This window comes from Streptomyces sp. NPDC037203, assembly GCF_055605065.1.
Genome location: NZ_JBVJUC010000009.1, coordinates 159461 through 178836 on the forward strand (window position 1 = coordinate 159461; position 19376 = coordinate 178836).

Below are 19376 nucleotides of genomic sequence, written 5' to 3' on the forward strand. Positions count from 1 at the left end.
CGCGACGGTCAGATCCGGGAGGTGTCCGACTGCCGGTGGAGCTCCCTCATCCGCTCGGCGAACTCCTCGGCGAGGACGCCGTAGAGGACTGCGTCGACCGGAGTGCCGTTGACCAGCCTGGCCTTGCGCGCGATCCCTTCCTGGACGGCGCCGGCCGCCTGACACGCGGCGGCCGCGGGCAGGTTCTGTGCGAGGACCCAGGCGTAGATGCGGCGCAGTCCCATGACGTTGAAGCCGAATTCGGCCATCAGCAGGGCGGCTTCGCGGCCGAGTCCACGCCCTCGGTTGCTGATGTCGCCGAGTGCCAGTGAGACCTCGGCCGACCTGTCCTCGGCGCCGGGATTGCGCAGCGCACCGAGCCCGAGAGCGGCGCCGTCCTCGGGCGAGCAGAGGATGAAGGTCGCGTCGTGGTACGAGGGTTTTCCGTGCCTGTCGATCCAGTCCCGCCAGCCGCCGCGGCCCACCGGGTAGCGGTAGCCGAACATGTCGCGGAAGTACTCCTCCTGGAACCATGTGTAGAGCACGTCGGCGTCCTCGGGTTCCAGGGCGCGTAGGGCAACCTGCTTTCCTGGTGTCACCACGAACCGTCCTCTCCTCGGGCCGGGCGGGGCCGCTACTTGCGTTCCAGCAACTGAGCGAAGCGCCGCTCCCAGGCGTCCTGATTTCCCTTGGCCTCCTGGACGAACCGGCTCCGGGCGATCCCTTGGATCACCATGTTGTTGACCAGGGAGTACGGAAAGGCCATCGGCCGCACGACGTCCATGAACAGCACGGCACGGTCCTCGTCGGTCCCGTTCCAGGCTTCATGCACGTAGGTGTCGTCGAAGAACATCCCGGTCCCCTCACTCCAGTGCGCCTCTTGTCCGCCGACGCGAATACCGCAGGCGTTCTCGGGCGACGGGATCTTCAGCGCGAGATGATAGCGGACCACGCCCTTGTAGGGGCCGCGGTGCGGTGGCACGTGTTTGTGCGGGCCGAGGATAGAGAAGAAGGCCGTTTTCAGACCGGGTATCCGGGCCAGCAGTTCAGCTGTCCGCGGGCACCGTGCGCAGTTGGCGTCGAACCGGAACCCGTAACCGTAGAAGAAATAGGTCTTCCACTGGTCGTCGTCGGTGATGCGGCGTTGGTCGGTCGAGATGTCCTGGAAGTTGGGCAGCGCTTCACGGTGCTCCAGCAGGGCGTCGAGTTCGGCTCTGACGTCGCGCCAGTTCCCTTCGAGTCCACGGCTCCACGGGAACGCCGATTCCGGGATGAACGGGCTGTCATCGAAGCGGGAGTGGTGGACCATCTGCTTTTCGATCCACTTCACCAGCATGGGAAGAACTCTCGGCACAACCACACCCCTGCGTACGTCGGTTCGGCTACCGGTCTCAGGTGCGGGGCATCACGAGCTCGGCTCGGCCGCCGGCCGGAATGACCGGGCCGAGCAACTCGGTGGTGACGCGGTCGAGTTCGTCCGGATCGAAGCCCCCATCCTCGACGTCGACGTATCGGACCGGAGCGATGGTGTGCACCCCCGCGACGAGTGGCGGCACTTCCTGACCTCGCTCGATGAGGAGGATCATGGGCTTGGCCATGGCCGACATCCAGCCGATCTCCACCATCGTGCCCGGCGAGGGCGGGTCTCCGGCATACGCTACGAAGAGTACGGCCTTGCGCAGTGCGAGATAGTCCAGCCGGGTGCACACGTCCGGGGCCATGACCTCGGCCCCCCAGGATTCCCGGCGGTGGGCGTTGTCCACCTCGAACCCCAGCCCGGTGAAGTGGTCGATGAGAGCGCGGTAGTTGCCGCGATGCCGGTCCGGAAGAAGCCCCGTTTCCGGGTCGAGCAGCCCTTTGAAGGGGCCACCGACGAAGACCAGCGGCTTGCTCCCGTCCGGGTGCAGTGGTTCGTCGGCGGACCGGGGAAGCGATTCGGGGTGGCTCACCGAGAGGTTCCCTCCGTTGTAGAGGTTTTTGGTGGTGGGGCAGAGGCGGATTCTCCGGTGTCACGGGCGTCGACGACCCCGTCCGGTACACATGACGTCAGTTCGCCGGCGATTCCGGCGCCCGCGGATTCCGACACCCGCGACAGGAGGTTTTCTCCTATGGCTGGAACGTGACACTCCCATGTGCTGCGACTTCACGGCGTCTGCGTGGCGAGCGCCGTGGCCCCTTCCGGGGCAGCGTCCCGCCTCGCGATACCCGGCGTCCTGCTCGGCACGGAAGAGTGAGTGATGAATTTCGCACGTGCGTTCCCCCGAGTTTTCCTCGTCATTGCAGCAAATGACGGGTCGACTGCAAGCTTCGAGTGAACCGAAGTCCGTGTCAAGGCCACGGCTCGGATGATGTTGGCCAGTAAGAGACGTTGCGGGTGATCGGAAATCGATGTTACGGTCGGCTCGGTGTCTATTCGGCAGCGGCGACCGATGAGTTCGGCAAAGAATTCTTCCCGCTGCTGAGAGGATCTTCGCGCCAGGGGGCCGAGACGTGGACGCACAAATTCCGTTAGGCACACCACCCTCCATGGAACTGGTCTACTTCGGCCTGTTCGACAACTGCAATGCCCGGTGCAATATGTGTGAGTGCTGGCTGGCACCGAGAGCCGATCTGCCGCTCGCCCATTACCGGAATGTGCTGTCGGCGGTGCTGTCTCTCCGGCCGCGCGCCGTGCGCTTCACCGGCGGTGAACCACTGATCTTCGCCGAGCTGCCGGAACTCGTACACCAGGCTGCCGCGGACGGCGTCCGGGTATCGGTCATCTCCAACGGGCGCATTCTCGGACCCGGAAAAATCCGCGCCCTGATCGACAGCGGATGCCGGGAAATGGTGCTGAGCATCGACGCGCTGCGAGAGAATCACGACCGGATACGCGGCACTCCAGGTCTGTTCGACCGCTGTATGGAGGCCATCGGGGACCTCCACGAAGCGAAGATGGCCTACGGCGTCAATACGGTGCTGCAGGCGCTGGGGGCGGACGATCTCGCATCGCTGGGCGAAACGCTCCGGACGCAGCCCAACCCGCCGTCGTGGTGGCACCTCATCCCCGTCCGGGGCGACGACGCACTCCGGCCCAGCGCGGTGCAGCGGGCCCGCATGCAGGAACTCATCCCGAGGCTGAGGGAACGGATGTCCTCGGCGGGGACCCGAGTGGTCGCGGCCGACGACCCCTTCCTCGACGCCGGGCCCGAGCCCTGCACGGTGCCGACCTTCACCGCGTACGTGCGCGCCGACACCGGCGACATCTTCGGGTGCAACATGCTCGTCTACGCCGATCCACCGCTCGGAAACGTCCTGCGGTGGCGCGCGCAGGACGCCTGGAACAGCCTGGACGCCCACAGCCTGCGGGACCGCTGCGCCACCGGCACGAACAGGTCCTGCTCCCGGTGCGACCCGAGTTCCAAAGCGATGAACCACGTCCTGAGGGAATTGGCCGCTTCCGCCGCACCCGAGGAATCACTGTGACCACGAACACCAGGCCGGACTCCGGCACGCTCGCCATCAACGGTGGCACCCCGGTCCGCGCGACGAAGAAGGCGGCGGATCCGGTCATCGGGGAGGCAGCCAAGGAAGAGGCCCTCCGCGTCCTGGACAGCGGTCAGCTCGCCCGGTTCTACGGCGGCACGAAAGTCGCCGAATTCGAGGCGGCCTACGCCGAGTGGTTCGGCAGGCGCCATGCCGTCGCCGTCAGTTCGGGGACCGCTGCCCTGCACGTCTCCTACCTTGCCGCCCGACTGCCCGAGCACAGCGAAGTACTGGTCCCCGCCAACGCCTACGTATCGGCGCTGTCCGCACTGATCCAGGCCGGTCTGGTCCCCGTGATCGTCGACATCGACCCGGTCTGCTGGGCGATGGATCCGGCCGACTGCGCCCGCAAGATCAATGACCGCACGAGCGCGATCGTGCCGGTGCACATGTACGGACAGCCCTGCCCGATGACCGAACTGGCCACTCTGGCACGGCGGCATGGGCTCACCCTCGTCGAAGACTGCGGCCAGGCGCACGGCGCCCTCTGGGACGGCACGAAAACCGGCACGTTCGGTCTCGCCGCCGCCTTCAGCCTCTGCTGCCGCAAACACATCGCCGTCGGCGAGGGCGGCATCGTCATCACCGACGACGAGCAGTTCGCCGACACCGCGCGGGCACTGGCGCACAAGGGTAAGGGCACCGGTTGGTTCGACTACCGGGAAATGGGCTTCAGCTACAACATGACGGAGATCCAGGCGGTGCTCGGCCGCTGGCAACTGTCCAGACTGGACACCGAATTGCGGACCAGAACCACACTCGCCGAGCTGCTGCGCGCGGGCCTCGACGACCTCGGACTGCGGTTCCCCGAGGTGGCGCCCGGCAGCACCCATGCGTACTTCAAGCAGAACGCCTTGCTGCCGGCCCGGCTCGCTCCGCACCGGAACGCCATCGTGGACGCCGTCCGCGCCGAGAACGTGGGCTGCGACCCCTCCCACCCGCACCTGCTCGACATCGACTGGATCCGTGAGCAGCGCCCCTCCCTCTACCGGGCGCTGCCCGCGGAGCACCGTCCCGACTACGGCAGGAACACCGCGCCCGTCGCGCGGGACGTGCTGTCCCGGCAGATCTGCATCGAGATGGGGCCGGGGCTGGACGACGAGGACATCGACTACACGATCAAGGCCATCCGGAAAGTGGTCGCCATCTTCGACCAGGAGGCCACGTGACCGTCGACGACCCCACGGCCGGCACCCCTGGTGACGACAAGGCTTCCGCGGGCGCTCTGCACCTCGGCCTGCGGAACGGAGAGGCGCCCCTGACCCGAGAGCAGGCCTCTGCGCTCGTCCGCGCCGCCCATCCCGCGCACTCGGACGTGCGCCCGTGTGAGGCATGCGGGTCCGCGAGCACCCGGCCGGCCACCTGGCGGCGCGGCTTCCGCATCGCCGAGTGCCTGGCCTGCGGCTTCCTCTGGGTCGATCCCATGCCGACCGCACAGGACATGTGGGCCTACTACAACAAACGAACATGGAAGCCCTACTCGCCCGAGGTGATCCGCAGCAAGTACGCACCATCGGTCGCAGCGGTACTTGCCCACGTCCCGCCCGGACAGTCCGTCCTCGACGTCGGATGCGACCACGGGCACTTCGCGGCACTCCTGCGCGACCGCGGATACGACGCCGCCGGGTCGGACATCGACGGGCTCGCCCTCACCTACGCCACCGAGCACTACGGGCTGACGGTCTACCAAGGGGACCTGCCCGACATCGACTTCGGCCGGCGATTCGACGCGGTGACCATCCTCAGCTCCCTCGAACACATGGTGAATCCCTTCCACGTCGTCCGGGCGGCGGCGCGGGCCCTGCGCCCCGGCGGAGTACTGCTCATCTCGACCCCGAGGGCCGACGGACTCGTCCACACCGTGAGCCGGAGAGTATTCGCCCCCGTACTGCACGCCTGGGAGTTCCTCGCGCCCCCCAGCCACCTCACCTACTTCGGCCGGCGCTCGCTGCGCGCCATGCTCCATCGCGCCGGATTCGCCACCGTCGCCTTCGGCCACCAGGAACGCGACGCCGCCTACCGGGCCCGTGAGCTGTCGGAGACGCTCGCGGAGTGCCCGGACGCTCCCGGCTGGGCCAAAGCCACCTATCCGCTCCTGCGCCATCTGCGCACCCCCGCCCGTCTGCTGGACCGGGGGGACATGATGCTGTGCGTCGGACGTACACCCGCGCCGTCCGCACCCGGCACGGAAGGTTCCTGACCATGGCCGGTGAAGACAGGCCGGCCCCCGCGCCGTGGCGGGACGTCCCGGCACCGGCCGGCGCCCCCCGGCCCACGCTCGTCTTCTGCGGGCACGACTTCGGCTGGGGGAGCGCCGGAAAGCTGCACGCCGTCCTGACCGAGCTCACGGCCCGCACCGCACCCCCGCCGCGGCTCATCGGGGTCGGCACGGTGCTCGGCCGATCCCTGCTCGCGAAGCTGCCCGTGGACACGTGGTACGACCAGCCGAGCAGCACCGGCGAACTCCGGAACCTGCTGCGACGGCACCAGGTGACCGCCGCCCTGGTCGTACTGGACGCGGAGTTCGCCGCGGCCCTGCTCGCCGCGGGCTGCCCCACGGTCTTCGTGGACAGCCTGCCCTACCTGTGGACCGACCACGACACGATTCCCCACGGCGTGGCCCGCTACTGCGCCCAACTGTGCGAGTCCCTTCCCCGGACCTGCTGGGAGCAGTTGCGCACAGTGGAGCGGCTGACGTGGACCGAGGCGATCCTCAGCGCCCCGGCACCCACCCACCGGGCGAGTACGCCCGGCCTGGCCGTGCTCAACTTCGGCGGGCTGCACTCGCCCCTCAGCCAAGGCAGTGCCAACGCCTACTCCGGGCTGGTGGCGGAACCGGCCGTCCGGGCACTGTCCGACGCCGGGTTCCGCACCCTGGAGATCTGCGGCAACATCGACACCACCGTGCTTCCGGAGCGGGACATCCCCACCGGTATCGCGGTGAACGCAGGCCCGCGCTCCCACGAGGAGTTCCTGGACCTCCTCGACCAGGCACAGCTGCTGGTGACCTCGCCGGGCCTGACCACGTTGCTGGAGGCCGGCCAGCGCCGCCTGCCCACCGTCTGCGTCCCACCGCAGAACGTCAGCCAGATCCTCAACGGGGACCGCTTCGCCGCGGCGGTCGAGGCGGCCTGCCGGGTGCCGTGGCCGTCGGAAGTCCTCGATCCGCGGCAGGTCGACGCCGTACGCGCACGGGGTGAACACGCGGCCCTGTCCGTCGTCTACGGGGCGATCGAGCGCGCCGCACGCCAGGCACACCCCTGGGTGCGGCACCGACTGCAGCGGGACATCGCCACCGCCATCGAGCATTCCCGTGCGGTACGGGACTGGGGCGGTCTGCTCGGCCGGACGGGCAGCCGCGGAGCACACCAGGTGGTGCAGTGCCTCACCGAAGTGTTCGCGGAGCAGTCCGTGCCGGTGCGCCAGGAGGCCGGGTGATCCTCGCCTTCCTCCGGCACACCGCGGCGATCAGCTCCTCGGAGGTCTACCTGCCCGACGACCGCCGGGTCCTGACCGAGCGCGGGCGGACGCACGCCGTCGCCCTGCGTCCCGTCCTGCGCCGTTTCGCGCCCGACGCCGTCTGGTGTTCCCCGCTGCGCCGCGCGGTGGAGACCTGGACCCTCGCGGGCGCCGGACTCGGTCTCGACGCCCGTCTGCACACGGACCTGGGGGAGCGCTCGTTCCCCTCCCTGGCGGGCCTCACGCTGCCGCAGATCGCGGCGCGGATCGGGCCGGCGCAGACGGCACTGGCACGCGTCTCGACCGATCTGGTCGATCCTCCCGGAGAGGAGTCGGTACGCGCGGCGAGTCGGCGCTTGATCGCGGCGATGAGATCGGTGGCGCGGGAAGCCGCGGCGCTCGGCGCCGAGCGGGTGCTCGTCGTCTCGCACGGCGGCCCGTCCAGCTGGTTGCTGTGCCATCTGCTCGGCGTGCCCCTGGAGCGCAACCGGGTCTTCCGGCACGATCAAGGACGCTTCCACCTGCTGGAAGTGGACGAAAACCTGACACTGGCGACGGCAATGGCCCTGAACACCGCACAGTTGCCGGAACCAACAGGTGCCCCTAAGCCGCCGGGGCAGGTCACGGCACCCCCCTCATGGCATTGACGATTGGAACTGCAGCGCTATGGCACATGTGCCCGTCATCGTGGTGACCGGGCCTTCCGGCACCGGCAAGACCGTCACCTGCTGGGAGATCCGCGAAATCCTGCGGGAACGCAAGGTCGCCCACGCCCTGATCGACATGGACAACATCCGTTGGTGCTACGTTCCCGACTCCCGCGACCGTTTCAACCGGGCACTCGGCGCCAAGAACCTCGCAGCCGTGTGGGCCAACTTCCGCGAGGCCGGCGCCGACCGGCTCGTCCTGAGCGGAATCGTGGAAGACCGCGAGGACACCCGGCTCATCGAACAAGCGGTGCCGGGCGCCGACATCACGGTCTACCGGCTGCACGTGGACGAGGCAACGCTGGAAGACCGCATGCGCCAAAGGGAACGCGGCCGGGGACTCGCCCGCAATCTCGCCAGGGCGAAGGAACTCACCGACATCATGGCCCGGAACGCGATCGGGGACCATCTGATCGACGCGGACCGCGAACTCGACGAGATCGCCCGCGAAATCGTCGACCTGAGCGGCTGGCTGTCCTGACACGACCGCGGGAGCATGCGATGAAAGTGAGCCTGCTCGTGACCGAGGAGGAGATCCTCGGCCTGTTGAGCTCGTCCGCGGTGAACGACCTGTGGTCGGGCGGCGCGCACCTGCCGTACTGGCAGCCGGCCGCCCTCGCCGCGCGCATCGAAGCCCTCGGGCGGCACGAGGTGGCGCTGTTGGTCATCGAAGGGGACGGCGGTATGGCCGTCGGCGTCCTCCGGCAGCGGCGAAACGGTGTCATCAGCACGCTCATCCCGCGCGAGCCCTTTCTGGCCAGCGGGCCTTTCGGTGACGCGGACATGTTGCGCACGCAGCTGCTCCGGTCCGTGGAGAGAATCGGCGCCAGGGCCTTCCACCTGCACGAGACGGAACGAGACGCCCCCGTCGTCGAGCGCCTGGCAGAGCAACCGGACACCGCAGTGGTGGTGCGCCTGCCGAATCCGGTCATCGACTGGCATGACGACGGTGCGGACATGCTGACCGGGGCGCAACGGCATTTCGGCCGGACGTTCTGGCGCCGGGTCCGGCGCTGGGACCGGGAGTTCGAGGTGACGACGGTGCGTGAAGACGCCGCGATCGACGTGGTGGAGAACATCGAGAGACGATCCTGGAAAGCGCGCTCGGGCACGCATCTCGACGAAGGGGAGCTGGCGTTCTACCGCGCGCTGCTGAGACGGGACGAGTGCCTGCTCACCCTCGCGACAGCCGGGGGCGTACCGGCCGCGTACTTCCTGGAGATGCGCGTCGGCGACGTGGTCTACGGCATGCAGAGTTCCTACGCCGAGACCTTCGCCAGGCTGTCTCCCGGCGCGTTCCTGACCACCATCGGTCTGCACCGCCGGTGGCACGGCAGCGGTATCGCGACCTACGACCTGCTCGGCGGCAGCGGGCCGCTCAAGGACGCCCTGGCCTCGCGCGCGATCCCGCGTGTCGACGTGGCCTGGCCGGTGTGCGCGGCGACCAGGGACCTGCTCGGGGAGCGGCTCAGGTTCGACCGCCACAGGACGGCCGCGTCCGAGCGTGGACGGGGCGCGCGCCATGTCGCCGCGACCTACGGCAGCTGAGAGGCGGAGGTCTTTCCGGATGAACCACCCCCCTGTGCAGGGTTCCTACGGCCCACTCGCCTGGGTCTCCGACGCGATGCACGGCATGTACCCGGACCGCGAGCGCCACCTGAGACGGCTCGGGCTGCGGCCGGCGGACGACGAGATCAGCACACGGCTGCCCGTGGTCGGTCTCCTCGGAGCGGCCGACTGGCGCGCCGCGACCTGTGTGCTGTCCTCGCCGTGCATCGACCACTCGTCAGGGCGGATATCCGGGCTCACCGCCTCCGTCGCGGCAGATCTCCTGATCGGGCTCCGGGTGGCGGAGGCACTCGGACTGCCGATGGTCAGCTTCCTCGGCAGTGGCGAGGAAACGCACCTGGTGCCCAGCGGCGAGGAGCGGTCCGCGGACTGGCAACGGGTCGCCGAGTACGTCGCCGGCCTCGGGGCCCGTTGGGCACGGGGCCGCGTCGACGCGACCTTCGTACGCACCGGTGAGCCGGCCGCATGGGCCACCATCAAGGCGCAGACCGCGGCGGACCACGACCGCGTTCCCCAGGCGGGCCTCGACGGCCTGCACCGCCTCGTCGACGACAACCCGTATCCGCGGGGGACCCGTTTCACCTACCTCTACGACTACTACCGGTCCAACATCTCGCACTACCGCCATCCCGTCATCGAGGCGTTGGCGGGCGTCGACACCGCCCATGTACTGGTGGTCGAGAACGTGCAGCAGATCAAGTGCGTTGCCTGGGCCCGGTCCCTCAACGACGCCGACGGCATCCGCACCAGCCATCTGGTGACCTGCCCGGCACCGGATGCCACCAACAGCGTCCGGGTGAGCCGGGCCGAGCCCCGGCACCGCATCATGCTCGCGGACCTCCTCGACGGGCGGCAGCCCGGCAGCGCGCCCTACTGGGCGTTCCTGTCGGCCCTGCGCGACCGCTTCGACGCGCATGGCTGACCTCGACGCCGCGGCATGGGAAGCGCGGCTGGCCCAGTGCTACCCCGGCCCGCTGTACGTGTACGACCTGGATCGGGTGACGGCCGCCGTGGACGACCTGCGCGCGGCGCTTCCGGCACCGAGCCTCCTCTACTACTCCCTCAAGGCCAACCCGCACGAGGACCTCGTACGAGCACTGCGGACCGCCGGCTGCCGCGCGGAGATCAGCTCGGTGGGAGAGCTGGCCTGCGCGCTCGGTGCCGGGTTCCGCGGCGCCGAATGCCTGTACACGGGGCCCGGAAAGACGGACGGCGAGATCGCGCACGCCCTGCGGCACGGGGTCCTCGACTTCTCCGTGGAATCGGCGCACGAGCTGCGGCGACTCGACCGGATCGCGGCCGTCGACGACCACCGGCCGCGTGTGCTGCTGCGCGTGAACGGGGCGCGCGCGGCCCCGGCCGGCGGCCTGCACATGACCGGTACACCCTCGCAGTTCGGAATCGACCTGGAACTCCTCGGCCCCGCGCTCGCGACGGCCGCGCGGTGTCCGCGGCTCGACCTCACCGGCCTCCACCTGTTCTCGATGACCAACGCCGTCGACGAACCGAGCCTGATCCAGGAACTCCGTCGCAGCATCGGCACCGCCGCCGCGGTATGCGACCAGTACGGGTTGGCACCGCGGACGCTGGACCTCGGCGGCGGCTTCGCCGCTCCCTACACGCAGTCCGGCCGGCGGCCCGGCTACTCCGGGCTGGCACAGGCGCTCCGGCAGGACCTCGACCGGCTGTTCCCGGCGTGGCGCACGGGAGCCCCCGTGATCGCCTTCGAGTCCGGCAGACATCTCGTCGCCGACTGCGGCACGCTGATCTGCACCGTCACCGAGGTCAAGAACAGCAAGGGAAAGCAGTTCGTGGTGCTCGACGCGGGGGTCAACGCGCTCGGCGGGCTCTCCGGGACGGGGAGGTTGCTTCCCCTGTCCGTGGAGCCCGTCGACATCCCGCGGGCGGCCGACGCCTGCGACGCGGCCCAGGGCTCCGGCCCGGCCGTGACGTCAGCCCGTATCGTCGGGCCGCTGTGCACTCCGGCCGACCTGCTCGGCCGGGAGGTGCCGGTACCGCGACTGCGGCCGGGCGACCGGATCGCCATCCCGAACGTCGGCGCCTACGGCCTGACCACGGGCCTGCTCGGCTTCCTCAGCAGGCCCGCCCCGACCGAGCTGGTGGTACGCGGCAGGAGCGTCGTCTCCGCGTCCCGCCTGGAACTGAAACGCGTGCCCGTCGAGAGGGAGTGGGAAGACGATGCCCTGGGATGACCGGTTCGAGGCACTGCTGCGCGCTGCGCTGCCCTATCTCGCCCCCGACGAGCCGCTGCCGCCCGATGCCGAGCTCGTCGACCTCGGTATCGACTCCATGGCCGCGGTCGAGCTGCTGAGCACCTTGGAACAGGCATACGACGTGCGCTTCCCCGACGACAGCCTCCACCGCGAGACCTTCCGCACCGCCGGCACCCTGTGGTCGGTCCTGAGCCGACAGCTCTCCCAGGAGCCGACACCGTGACCGTCGGGACACGGCAGGGGCGGGCCCTGCGCCATGTCGTCGACGTGCTGGACCACGCGGCGGCCGCCCACGGCGGCGAGCTCGCCGTGACCGATGACCACGGCGACTGGAGCTACGCCGAACTCGCCTACCACAGCGGCCAGTTCGCACAGTGGCTGCACCGCCGGGGGGTGTCCGCCGGGGACCGTGTGGTGGTGCGCGCGAGCGCGAGCCGCGAGTTCGTCGCCATGCTCTACGGCTGTCTGCGGGCGGGAGCGGTCTTCGTGCCGCTCGGCCCCGCGACGACGGCGTACCAACTGGGCCAGGTCGTCGCGGACGCCCAGCCCCGCCTGGTCGTCAGCGACCGGAGCGACGAGACATCGGATACGGCGTGCAGCCTGCGGGAGGTCTGGGCGGAGGCGACGCGACCGGGCGGCCCGATGACGCACCCGCGCGCCGAAGTCGCCCCGGCGGACACCGCGTTGCTGATCTACACCTCCGGCAGCACCGCCGCACCCAAAGGGGTCGTCTCGCCACACGAGAGGGTGCTGTGGGCGGCCCGTGCCGTCGCGGCGCGGCTGCGTTACCAGGCGGACGACATCGTCCTGTGCCGCTTACCCCTCTCCTTCGACTACGGCCTCTACCAGGTCTTCCTGTGCGCCCTGGCCGGGGCCCGTCTGGTGCTGCTCTCCCAGACGGCGGACCTGCGGCTGGCCGCCGTCGCGCGGGAGCGCGGCGCCACCGTCGTGCCGTTGGTGCCCTCACTCGCGACCATGCTCCTGCACAGCGCCCGGCGCGACGCCGGACCGAGCCGGATCCGCCTCTTCACCAACACCGGTGAAGATCTCTCCCAGGCGGTGCGTGCCCGGCTACGCGAGCACTTTCCCGGCGCCGGCATCCAGTTGATGTACGGAGCCACCGAGTGCAAGCGGATCTCCGTACTGGAGGTCGACGGCGACCTGCGCAGGCCCGGTTCGGTGGGCCGGGCGCTCGACGGCACACGCATCCGCATCCTGACGGCGGACGGTGTTCCCGCCGCACCCGGCGAGGCGGGCGAGATCGTGGTCAGCGGACCGCACGTGATGGCCGGGTACTGGCGGGCGCCCGAGCTGACCGCCGCGCGCTTCCGGACCGATCCGCACACCGGCGAGGTGCGGCTGCACACCGGGGACTTCGGTCACCTCGACGGCGACGGCTACCTCTACTTCCACGGTCGTGGCGACGACATGTTCAAGCGGCACGGTGTGCGCACCAGCGCCGCCGAGATCGAGTCCGCCGCCCGCGACATACCAGGGGTGGACCATGCCGTGCTGCTGCCCCCCACCGACCGCCGGGACATGGTGCTCTGCGTGGTCACGACGCTCACGCCGACCGAGGTGCTGCGTCACCTCGGCACGCTGCTGGACCCGGCACGCGTGCCCGATCGGTGCCGGGTCTTCGACCGGTTTCCGCTCACCTCCAACGGAAAGACCGACCGGGCCCGGCTGTCGCGGCAGGAGGCCGACTGAGGCGGCCGTCGCCTGTCAACCGCTGCGCCAGGCTGGATCCTCCTCGGTATGGAGCCCGTGCTGGTGCGCGTACACGATGGCCTGCGAGCGGTCACGGCTACCGGTCTTGCTGAAGATCTGATGGACGTGGGTCTTCACCGTGGAGCGACTCAGGTACAGCCTGGCGGCGATCTCCGAGTTGGACAGGCCCTGCGCGATCAGGCCCAGTACCTGGGCCTCGCGTTCGGTGAGGCCGTCGGGGAGGGCGGAGCTCTTCGCGGTGTGGCCGGGGTCGTTGCGGCGGCTTGCGTGGATCAGGCGGGCTGCGGCGATCGGGTCGAGCATGGCGTGACCACTGGCGGCGGCCTCGATGGCGCGGTGGATGTCCGCGGCAGAGGCGTTCTTGGTCAGGTAGCCGGTGGCGCCGGCTTCGAGAGCGGCGAGGATGGAGTCGTCGTCGGTATAGGTGGTGAGAACCACGACGGCCGTGGCCGGACGCTCGCTCCTGAGCCGGTGTGTGGCCTCGACGCCGTCCATGCCGGGCATGTGAAGGTCCATCAGCACCACGTCGGCCTCGTGCCGGGCGGCGAGATCGACGGCCTGCGCACCGTCCGCGGCCAGCCCGACGACGCGGACCTGGTCGACGGCGCCGAGGATGGTGGCCAGGCCCTCGCGGACGACCCTGTGATCGTCCGCGATGACGACGGAGACAGGTGCGGGGGTCATCGGTCACTCCCATCGCTGCTGTTACCAGGATTGTCCCTCCGGTGGGGGACGCGTGCGGCGACGCGCCATCCGCCGTCGGGAGTGGAGCCGGCCCGAAGATCGCCCCCCGCCCGCTCGACGCGTTCCCTCATACCTCGAAGGCCGAACCCGCCGCCACTGGCAGGCAAGGCCGCGGGCGTGCCCGTGCCTGGCGCGGGTCTGGTGTTGCCCACCTCTATGGTCACGTCCCTGGCGCCGAAGCGGATGCGCACGCTCACGCGCGTGCCGGGAGCGTGTCTGGCGGCGTTGGTCAATGCTTCCTGGGTGAGCCGGTAGAGCGCGAGCGTGGTGTCGGCATCGAGCTCCTGCGGGGTGCCGTCCAGCTTGAATTCCGCCTGGTGGAGTGCACAGAGTCGGTCGAGCTGCGCGGCCAGCGGTTCGCTCCCGCCGCGCAGCGCGTGGACGGCTTGGCGTGCCTCGTCCAGACCCGTGCTGACCAGTTCGTGACCGAGCTCGATCTGTGTGATGAGCTTCTCCCTCGGTACGTCGCTGCGGGCGAGGGTGTCGATCACGGTGAGCTGGATCGAGAGGGCGCCGAGCGTGTGGGCGAGCACGTCGTGCAACTCGCGGCCGAGGCGGTTGCGTTCGCCCGCCAGTTCCGCCTCGGCACGGGCGAGTTCGGTACGCCTGCGTTCAGTGGCGACCAGTGTGCTGTGCCGGGCACGCTGGGCGATCTCACGTCTGCTCGCACCGGCAACCAGCCCGGCCAGGGCCACGGCGCCGGTGGTCAGCAGGCGGCCGGGGGAAGGCGCTTGGGGAATCGACGCGAGGCAGGAGGCGACAGGGCCGACGGCTGCCAGCACAAGGGCGGCGACGGGATCGAAGGCGACGGCGGCTGTACTCGCCGCGACACCGGTGAAGATCAGCCCATTGGTATCGGTGAGAGCGATCACCGCCCCGGCCGCGCACATCACCGCGACGACGGGGGCCACCCGCGCACCTCGGATGCCGGCGATCAGGACGAGCCATGCCAACGCGGCGACAGCCAGGGCAAAAGCCGTCACGACCCCCGAGCCGGTGGGGAGCGTAGCCACATTGACCCAAAGCGACACGCCCAGTCCCGCCAGCATCCCCACGGCGCGCGCCCGCGGGTCGGGGATCATGCCGCTCAGTCCGATGCCAGGATGGTCCGCGGCCGGTCTGAATCTGTCGACGGTGTTCATTGACAGGAAGGACTCCATTGCGGTGTGCCAGAAGAAGGCGCCCACAGTGCGCCAGCGCCCCGGACGATCCCGGTGCGCAGTGATATGAGGATCATCGTGCACTGCCCGTCGCACCCGCACCGCCCACGACCGGTTCCGGGGCGGCAACCGTGCCGGCGCGGGCCAAGCGCGCGCGGCCCCGCGTCCACAGCCCCAGACTGCGGAACAGGCTCATGCTCACGGACAGGAAGATGAAGCCGTTCGTCAAGGCGGCCTCGCTCAGGTGATGGTGTACCAGGAACATGCCCAGCCCCACCGGGAAGATGTGCTGGGCGCCGTAGGCGAAGGCGAACCGCGCGACCGTCACAGCGATCCAGACCGCCGCGTAACCGGCCCCCGAGGTACTGACCGCAGCGGGCCTGGCCGGGGCTGACGAGGTGCGCGGCCAACGGCGGCGCCACTGCGGGTGGTAGTCGACGGACACCAGCAGCGGGCAGACCGAGAACAATCCCAGCGTCGCCCCGGCAAGGGCGCTGGCCCCCTGCAGCAGTAGGTCGTTGCCGCCGGTGGGCAGCGAGGTGAAGAAGAACGGCACGATGAGACTGATGCCGACGACCGGTCGTCCCACCCTGAACCAGCCGATTTTACGGCGGCCGAGATCCGACTCCAGCACCACGGCCAGGATCGCCAACTGCATGATCACGATGTTCGCTGTCATGCACCCACCCTCGCCGCAACGCCCGGCCCCGCCATCGGCCCCCGGGTCGGTCGTCGGGTGGATATCCGGGCCCTCGGGGTGGAGACCACGCTCCACCCTCTCCCGACGACTGGCGGTCGACGGCGCGGTGGTCCGGCCCAACGGCGGCCGGCGCACGGGTTCGCGGCCCCTGGCCTCAGCCCGTACTCGGTCGACCAGCAGGCATCTGCCGTGGATAGCCGGAGGGGCATGGCGATAGCCGTCGTTTCTGGCTATCCGCGTAGTGTGCCTTCGAGGTGGCCTGATGCCAGGACGTGTCCGGCCAGCCGCGGCAGCAGGGCATCGAGGTCGTTCGCCGTGGAGGGGTCGGCCTCCGTGTCCAGTGCGTAGAGGTGGAAGTGGTAGTGGTGGGTGCCGTGGCCGGGCAGCGGCCGGGGTCCTTGGTAGCCGCTACGTCCCCGGTGGTCGGGCAGATAGGTGAATCGCCGGTTGTCCGCAGTGAGTTCGCCCTCGGCGATGCGGGGCGGGTCGGGTGCGAAGAAGGCGACCATGTGCCTTCCCGGACTGGCCGTGGGGGTGTCGGTGTCTTCCATCACGAGAAGCATCTGCCGGGTACCTGCGGGCGGATCTTCCCAGACCAGGGCCGGGGAGATGTTGGGGCCGAGGTCCATGGTCGCGTGTCGTGGCGGGATCGCCGTGCCGTGGGTGAAGGCGGGCGAGGCGAGGTTGAGCGTGCCGGTTCGGGCGGCGGCCAGTTCGGGGGCGTTGCGGATGCTGTGCGTGGTGCCCGCGCGCTTGCGGCGCAGCAGCAGGCCGATCGGGTACAGGAGGATGGCGAGCAGTCTCATCGCCGGGTTCCTTCCGTTGCGGTGTCGGAGTCGTTGTCCCGGGCCACGGTGGCGGGGATGGTGCGGTCGAAGAGGGTGGCCAGAAGGGTGAGGGCTCCCAGGGCGAGGACGATCCAGCCCATGCGGTGGAAGCCGGCGTCGGTGACGTGGTCGCCGAAGCTGAGGGAGATCACGCTGGAGGAGAAGATTGCGCCGATGTAGCCGAAGGTGCGGAACAGCCCTGCCGCGACACTGACTTCGCCGACGGAGGTCTGGACGAACAGGGTGGTCTGGTTCGCGAAGTTGCACAGGCCGTTGGGGAAGCCGAGGATGCCGGTCGTCAGCAGGATCAGGGCCAGGGGGCTTCCCTCGTGCGCTGTGAGCATGAGCAGTCCGCCCGCGACCAGCGCGAGGGTCCCGGTCAGCAGCGGCCAGCGCACCCAGCCGCGGGTGGAGACGAAGCGCGCCAGGACCATGCTGACCGCGGACATCGGCAGCATGATCAAGCCGGTCTGGAAGGAGGAGTATCCGGCGCTGCCCTCCAGCCACTGGGTGACGGAGTACATCGATGCGTACATCCCCAGGCCCACGAGCAGTTGGCGTATGTAGGTCCGGCGCAGCGCCGGGTTGCGGGCGAGGGATCGGACGTCGATCAGCGGTGAGGCGGTGCGCCGTTCCCACCAGATGAGCGCGGCGAGCGTGACGAGCGCGACGGCGCTCAGTGGCCAGGCGGGGTGGTGGAGGTCGTTGAGGAACTGCAGCAGGCACACCACGGACAGGGCGAACAGGACGATCCCGAGCGGATCGACGGCCGCGAGCGACTCCCTGACACCGCCGGATTCGGCGGGCGGGTCCTTCTCCACGTTCTTGGCGGCGAAGACCAGGGCGAATGCGGCCAGGGGGACGTTGACAAGGAACAGGGCGCGCCAACCGAAGGCGCTGGCCAGTACACCGCCGAGCGGCAGGCCGAGTACGGCCACGATCTGTGAGGCGATGGAGAAGTTGCCCAGTACGGTGCTGGGCACGCCGGTCTTCAGCTGTTCGGCCCTGCGGCGCACGAGCGCCATGGAGGCGGGGTAGCAGGCCGAGGAGCCGATGCCGATCAGTGCGCGGGAGAGCAGCAGGATCTGGAAGCCGGGCGCGAGGGTGCCGATCGCGCCGCCGGCCAGGAGGATGGCCACGCCGGTGAGGAAGATCTTCCTGGGGCCGAAGATCGCGGCGAGCTTTCCCATGGTGGGTTGCATGACCGCGCTGCACAGGTACAGCACGGACACCAGGGACGCGGCCGGGCCGGGGCCCAGGTGGAAGTCGGCGGCGATCCCGGCGAGACCGGTGGCGATCATGGAACTGTTCACCGGGTTCATCGTCGTGCCCAACATCAGTGGGAACGTGAACCGCAGGCCGAAGGCGTTACTGGCGGATGCTGCCGGTTTCGGGCACGTATCGGGGCGCGGGGGCGATGTGGGAGACATGGGGCCTCGTCGGTCGTGGGCGAATCCAGGGCGCCGGAGACGGCGTACCGAAGGCATTTCTTTCTTACTACGAAGCATCTTTCTTCGTTATACTAAGAAACCGTGAGTGCGAACGCAATCCCCGAAGGCCTCCCGGACGAGGACACCTCGACCCTCGGCACCGAGCTGCGGGTGTCGGTGGCCAGGGTCTACAGCCGCTTCCGCTCCGAACGCGGCGACGGCGAGATGGCCGAGGCGGCCGTCATCGTGCTCACCGCGCTCTACAACCGCGGCCCGCAGAGTCTGACCGAACTCAGCCGGCGCGCCCGCGTCACGCCGAGCTCCATGAGTCAGACCGTCAACCGTCTCGTCTCCGGCGGACACGCGACGCGGCACAAGGACCCGGAAGACGGGCGTCGCGTCCTCTTCTGCCTCACCCCGTCCGGCACCGAGGTCGCCCGCGAAGCACTGGCGGTACGTCAGGACTGGCTGGAGGGCGAGCTTGCCCGACTGTCCGAAGAGGAGCGGCTGACGCTCCTGCGAGCCTCTCGGATCATGCGCCGGCTCGCCGACTCCTGAGAACCCGGATTCCGGGCCGAACCGGCAATTCGTTACGCGCGCAACGCCTGTGACAACGCGTCGACGGTCACGCCCACGATGGCCAGGAGCTGCTGGCGGCTCGCCCCGGCCCTGCTCATGACGGCGAGCGACTGGTTCACCGCCGCCATGTGTACGGCGAAGGCCTCGGCGTCCTGGTCGGTCAGCCGGCCGGCCTTCAGTGCGGTGCGCAGGCGCATGTGCTGGAGACCGAGCGCCTTCTTGGCCTGCGCTGCGACGCGCGGGCTCAGCACCGGGACCGCCATGGTCGACTGGGCGATCAGGCATCCGTCAGGCAGTCCGGGATCGGTGATGCGGTCAAGGGTGACGTCGAAGAACGCACGAACAGCGGCAACGGGATCCGAGGCCGCGCCCGACAGGGCGGCGTCATACCTCTCGCCGTAGCGCGCGGCGTAGAGGTCCAGGCAGCGCAGGAAAAGCGTGTCCTTGTCGCCGAGGGAGGAGTAGATGGAGCTGCGGTTCAGGCCGGTCGCCCGGCACAGATCGTCCAACGAGGTGTCGGCGTAGCCGTCCCGCCAGAACTGGATCATCGCGGCGTCGAGCGCCGCGTCCATGTCGAACTGCTTCTTGCCTGCCACGCGGCACTTCCTTGCCGATACATCGTTGGTGCGGACCGATTTTCGCACCATCTTATCTTGAACTGATCGGTTCAAGATGTGCTAGCGTTCGAGCGTAGCCATGGCCACGCATGCCGCGCCCACCGCGATCGCGCGA

The 19376-nt window shown here is 69.5% G+C and carries 21 protein-coding genes; 12 read left to right on the forward strand and 9 right to left on the reverse strand.

Annotated elements, in window-relative coordinates; genetic code table 11:
- Window positions 1–8 precede the first annotated feature (8 nt).
- The 3 genes from ACZ7EC_RS24035 to ACZ7EC_RS24045 are packed head-to-tail and all read right to left on the reverse strand — an operon-like array spanning window position 9 to window position 1928.
- Window positions 9–581 carry a GNAT family N-acetyltransferase gene (locus ACZ7EC_RS24035; RefSeq protein WP_471065547.1) on the reverse strand — a complete coding sequence of 191 codons (573 nt, stop codon included), beginning with the start codon at window positions 579–581 and terminating at the stop codon, window positions 9–11.
- 32 nt (window positions 582–613) lie between these two features.
- Entirely contained in the window at window positions 614–1315 is a 702-nt protein-coding gene (locus ACZ7EC_RS24040; RefSeq protein ID WP_471065549.1) for an aspartyl/asparaginyl beta-hydroxylase domain-containing protein, read from the reverse strand.
- A 55-nt stretch (window positions 1316–1370) separates the two neighbouring features.
- Window positions 1371–1928, reverse strand: a complete 558-nt coding sequence (locus ACZ7EC_RS24045; RefSeq protein ID WP_471065551.1) for a nucleoside 2-deoxyribosyltransferase — start codon at window positions 1926–1928, stop codon at window positions 1371–1373.
- 577 nt (window positions 1929–2505) lie between these two features.
- Between ACZ7EC_RS24045 and ACZ7EC_RS24050 the strand changes: the two genes are divergently transcribed.
- From ACZ7EC_RS24050 to ACZ7EC_RS24100, 11 genes are read left to right on the forward strand one after another with little or no spacing between them, the layout of a single operon-like run.
- The gene (locus tag ACZ7EC_RS24050) at window positions 2506–3444 is read left to right on the forward strand and encodes a radical SAM protein (RefSeq protein WP_471065553.1); all 939 of its coding nucleotides are present in this window, start codon (window positions 2506–2508) and stop codon (window positions 3442–3444) included.
- Window positions 3441–4673 carry a DegT/DnrJ/EryC1/StrS family aminotransferase gene (locus ACZ7EC_RS24055; RefSeq protein ID WP_471065554.1) on the forward strand — a complete coding sequence of 411 codons (1233 nt, stop codon included), beginning with the start codon at window positions 3441–3443 and terminating at the stop codon, window positions 4671–4673. The genes ACZ7EC_RS24050 and ACZ7EC_RS24055 overlap by 4 nt, the downstream gene beginning before the upstream one ends.
- Entirely contained in the window at window positions 4670–5704 is a 1035-nt protein-coding gene (locus ACZ7EC_RS24060) for a class I SAM-dependent methyltransferase (RefSeq protein WP_471065556.1), read from the forward strand. Before ACZ7EC_RS24055 ends, ACZ7EC_RS24060 begins: the two co-directional genes overlap by 4 nt.
- A 2-nt stretch (window positions 5705–5706) precedes the next feature.
- Complete coding sequence (locus ACZ7EC_RS24065) at window positions 5707–6942, forward strand: hydroxymethylcytosylglucuronate/cytosylglucuronate synthase (RefSeq protein ID WP_471065557.1); 1236 nt, start codon at window positions 5707–5709, stop codon at window positions 6940–6942.
- Window positions 6939–7610, forward strand: a complete 672-nt coding sequence (locus tag ACZ7EC_RS24070) for a histidine phosphatase family protein (RefSeq protein WP_471065559.1) — start codon at window positions 6939–6941, stop codon at window positions 7608–7610. Before ACZ7EC_RS24065 ends, ACZ7EC_RS24070 begins: the two co-directional genes overlap by 4 nt.
- A 19-nt stretch (window positions 7611–7629) precedes the next feature.
- Entirely contained in the window at window positions 7630–8151 is a 522-nt protein-coding gene (locus ACZ7EC_RS24075) for an AAA family ATPase (protein WP_471065561.1), read from the forward strand.
- Window positions 8152–8171: 20 nt separating this feature from the next.
- Window positions 8172–9218 (forward strand): GNAT family N-acetyltransferase, encoded by a 1047-nt coding sequence (locus ACZ7EC_RS24080; protein ID WP_471065563.1) that lies wholly within the window; start codon window positions 8172–8174, stop codon window positions 9216–9218.
- Window positions 9219–9237: 19 nt separating this feature from the next.
- Window positions 9238–10161 (forward strand): hypothetical protein, encoded by a 924-nt coding sequence (locus ACZ7EC_RS24085; protein ID WP_471065565.1) that lies wholly within the window; start codon window positions 9238–9240, stop codon window positions 10159–10161.
- The gene (locus tag ACZ7EC_RS24090; protein WP_471065566.1) at window positions 10154–11452 is read left to right on the forward strand and encodes a type III PLP-dependent enzyme domain-containing protein; all 1299 of its coding nucleotides are present in this window, start codon (window positions 10154–10156) and stop codon (window positions 11450–11452) included. The genes ACZ7EC_RS24085 and ACZ7EC_RS24090 overlap by 8 nt, the downstream gene beginning before the upstream one ends.
- Window positions 11439–11696, forward strand: coding sequence for an acyl carrier protein (locus ACZ7EC_RS24095; protein WP_471065568.1), 258 nt, complete (start codon window positions 11439–11441; stop codon window positions 11694–11696). Before ACZ7EC_RS24090 ends, ACZ7EC_RS24095 begins: the two co-directional genes overlap by 14 nt.
- Window positions 11693–13183: a class I adenylate-forming enzyme family protein gene (locus ACZ7EC_RS24100; RefSeq protein ID WP_471065570.1), complete on the forward strand. Its 1491-nt coding sequence runs from the start codon at window positions 11693–11695 to the stop codon at window positions 13181–13183. Before ACZ7EC_RS24095 ends, ACZ7EC_RS24100 begins: the two co-directional genes overlap by 4 nt.
- A 15-nt stretch (window positions 13184–13198) precedes the next feature.
- On the opposite strand, the gene ACZ7EC_RS24105 is transcribed toward ACZ7EC_RS24100, so the two are convergent.
- From ACZ7EC_RS24105 to ACZ7EC_RS24125, 5 genes are all read right to left on the reverse strand, one after another.
- Window positions 13199–13888, reverse strand: coding sequence for a response regulator (locus tag ACZ7EC_RS24105; protein ID WP_471065572.1), 690 nt, complete (start codon window positions 13886–13888; stop codon window positions 13199–13201).
- Entirely contained in the window at window positions 13885–15090 is a 1206-nt protein-coding gene (locus tag ACZ7EC_RS24110; protein WP_471065574.1) for a sensor histidine kinase, read from the reverse strand. The genes ACZ7EC_RS24105 and ACZ7EC_RS24110 overlap by 4 nt, the downstream gene beginning before the upstream one ends.
- Window positions 15091–15181: 91 nt before the next feature.
- Window positions 15182–15787, reverse strand: a complete 606-nt coding sequence (locus ACZ7EC_RS24115) for a hypothetical protein (RefSeq protein WP_471065576.1) — start codon at window positions 15785–15787, stop codon at window positions 15182–15184.
- 251 nt (window positions 15788–16038) lie between these two features.
- On the reverse strand, window positions 16039–16614 hold the full coding sequence (locus ACZ7EC_RS24120) for a YbhB/YbcL family Raf kinase inhibitor-like protein (protein ID WP_471065577.1): 576 nt from the start codon (window positions 16612–16614) through the stop codon (window positions 16039–16041).
- Entirely contained in the window at window positions 16611–18143 is a 1533-nt protein-coding gene (locus tag ACZ7EC_RS24125) for an MFS transporter (RefSeq protein WP_471065578.1), read from the reverse strand. Before ACZ7EC_RS24125 ends, ACZ7EC_RS24120 begins: the two co-directional genes overlap by 4 nt.
- Window positions 18144–18167: 24 nt before the next feature.
- Here ACZ7EC_RS24125 and ACZ7EC_RS24130 point away from each other — a divergent pair, with 24 nt between their 5' ends.
- Window positions 18168–18623, forward strand: coding sequence for a MarR family winged helix-turn-helix transcriptional regulator (locus ACZ7EC_RS24130; RefSeq protein ID WP_471065579.1), 456 nt, complete (start codon window positions 18168–18170; stop codon window positions 18621–18623).
- A gap of 32 nt (window positions 18624–18655) precedes the next feature.
- Here ACZ7EC_RS24130 and ACZ7EC_RS24135 read toward each other — a convergent pair whose 3' ends face one another.
- Window positions 18656–19240, reverse strand: coding sequence for a TetR/AcrR family transcriptional regulator (locus ACZ7EC_RS24135; protein ID WP_471065581.1), 585 nt, complete (start codon window positions 19238–19240; stop codon window positions 18656–18658).
- Window positions 19241–19376: the final 136 nt, after the last annotated feature.

Excerpts from the sequence above, each read along its gene's own strand:
- ACZ7EC_RS24040 (WP_471065549.1), bottom strand. The coding sequence starts at position 1,315 with ATGCTGGTGAAGTGGATCGAAAAGCAGATGGTCCACCACTCCCGCTTC.
- ACZ7EC_RS24050 (WP_471065553.1), top strand. The coding sequence starts at position 2,506 with ATGGAACTGGTCTACTTCGGCCTGTTCGACAACTGCAATGCCCGGTGC.
- ACZ7EC_RS24065 (WP_471065557.1), top strand. The coding sequence starts at position 5,707 with ATGGCCGGTGAAGACAGGCCGGCCCCCGCGCCGTGGCGGGACGTCCCG.
- ACZ7EC_RS24075 (WP_471065561.1), top strand. The coding sequence starts at position 7,630 with ATGGCACATGTGCCCGTCATCGTGGTGACCGGGCCTTCCGGCACCGGC.
- ACZ7EC_RS24080 (WP_471065563.1), top strand. The coding sequence starts at position 8,172 with ATGAAAGTGAGCCTGCTCGTGACCGAGGAGGAGATCCTCGGCCTGTTG.
- ACZ7EC_RS24085 (WP_471065565.1), top strand. The coding sequence starts at position 9,238 with ATGAACCACCCCCCTGTGCAGGGTTCCTACGGCCCACTCGCCTGGGTC.
- ACZ7EC_RS24090 (WP_471065566.1), top strand. The coding sequence starts at position 10,154 with ATGGCTGACCTCGACGCCGCGGCATGGGAAGCGCGGCTGGCCCAGTGC.
- ACZ7EC_RS24095 (WP_471065568.1), top strand. The coding sequence starts at position 11,439 with ATGCCCTGGGATGACCGGTTCGAGGCACTGCTGCGCGCTGCGCTGCCC.
- ACZ7EC_RS24105 (WP_471065572.1), bottom strand. The coding sequence starts at position 13,888 with ATGACCCCCGCACCTGTCTCCGTCGTCATCGCGGACGATCACAGGGTC.
- ACZ7EC_RS24110 (WP_471065574.1), bottom strand. The coding sequence starts at position 15,090 with ATGAACACCGTCGACAGATTCAGACCGGCCGCGGACCATCCTGGCATC.
- ACZ7EC_RS24115 (WP_471065576.1), bottom strand. The coding sequence starts at position 15,787 with ATGACAGCGAACATCGTGATCATGCAGTTGGCGATCCTGGCCGTGGTG.
- ACZ7EC_RS24120 (WP_471065577.1), bottom strand. The coding sequence starts at position 16,614 with ATGAGACTGCTCGCCATCCTCCTGTACCCGATCGGCCTGCTGCTGCGC.
- ACZ7EC_RS24125 (WP_471065578.1), bottom strand. The coding sequence starts at position 18,143 with ATGCTTCGTAGTAAGAAAGAAATGCCTTCGGTACGCCGTCTCCGGCGC.